General features: G+C 57.4%; 2 rRNA genes. Both read left to right on the forward strand.

The annotated features are described in order from the left end of the window. Positions 1 to 1257: ribosomal RNA gene (locus GJ629_RS16585) — 23S ribosomal RNA — on the forward strand; the annotation flags it as partial. A gap of 122 nt (positions 1258 to 1379) precedes the next feature. Then, positions 1380 to 1501, forward strand: a 5S ribosomal RNA gene (gene rrf, locus GJ629_RS15700). Positions 1502 to 1532: the final 31 nt, after the last annotated feature.

The raw sequence follows: 1532 nt of genomic DNA on the forward strand, positions 1-1532 counted from the left end.
TGATATTCGTACCGAGATCCGACACAGGTGCTCTGGCGGCGAAAGCCAAGGCCTGTCGGGACAAACCGACGTTAGGGAATTCGGCAATTTAGCCCCGTAAGTTCGCGATAAGGGGTGCCTGCCTCGGAATGAGGCAGGTCGCAGTGACTTGGACGCTCCGACTGTCTAGTAACAACATAGGTGACCGCAAATCCGCAAGGACTCGTACGGTCACTGAATCCTGCCCAGTGCGGGTATCTGAACACCTAGTACAATAGGACGAAGGACCCGTCAACGGCGGGGGTAACTATGACCCTCTTAAGGTAGCGTAGTACCTTGCCGCTTCAGTAGCGGCTTGCATGAATGGATTAACGAGAGCGTCGCTGTCCCAACGTTGGGCCCGGTGAACTGTACGTTCCAGTGCGGAGTCTGGAGACCCCCAAGGGGAAGCGAAGACCCTATAGAGCTTTACTGCAGGCTGTCGCTGGGACATGGTCGCTACTGTGCAGGGTAGGTAGGAGACATTACACAGGTACTCGCGCTAGCGAGTCACCGAGTCAGACATGAAACACTACCCGGTAGTGACTGTGACCCTCACTCCTGGCGGAGGACACCGATAGCCGGGCAGTTTGACTGGGGCGGTACGCGCTCGAAAGAATATCGAGCGCGCCCCAAGACCATCTCATCCGGGTCGGAGATCCGGAGAAGAGCGCAAGAGCATAAGATGGTTTGACAGTGTTCTTCCCAACGAGGAACGCTGACGTGAAAGCGTGGTCTAGCGAACTCATACGCCCGCTTGATGCGGGCTATGAATGACAGAAAAGCTACCTTAGGGATAACAGAGTCGTCACTCGCAAGAGCACATATCGACCGAGTGGCTTGCTACCTCGATGTCGGTTCCCTCCATCCTGCCCGTGCAGAAGCGGGCAAGGGTGAGGTTGTTCGCCTATTAAAGGAGGTCGTGAGCTGGGTTTAGACCGTCGTGAGACAGGTCGGCTGCTATCTATTGGGGGTGTTATGGTATCTGACGGGAACGTCCGTATAGTACGAGAGGAACTACGGGTGGTCGCCACTGGTGTACCGGTCGTCCGAGAGGGCGCTGCCGGGCAGCCACGCGACATAGGGTAAGAGCTGAACGCATCTAAGCTCGAAACCTACCTGGAAAAGAGATACCGCCGAGATCACTCGTAGAAGACGAGTTCGATAGACTCGGGGTGTACGCGTCGAGGCAACGAGACGTTGAGCCCGCGAGTACTAACCGATCGAAGCCACCATTCATACCGCACTGTGACTCTTTGAACGAGTCCAGGCGCGAACTGGATCGCACGTACACACGGTCGCATCGACCACCGATGACGGTCCCCCGGAGGGGGCCGCGGTTCGAGTCCGCGGATCGGCGTTAAGGCGGCCATAGCGGCGGGGACACTCCCGTACCCATCCCGAACACGGAAGATAAGCCCGCCAGCGTTCCGGCGAGTACTGGAGTGCGCGAGCCTCTGGGAAATCCGGTTCGCCGCCTACCACTCATACTCATTTCAACCCTCACACAGCAC

Source organism: Halapricum sp. CBA1109 (genome assembly GCF_009741825.1).
Taxonomy (GTDB): Archaea; Halobacteriota; Halobacteria; order Halobacteriales; family Haloarculaceae; genus Halapricum.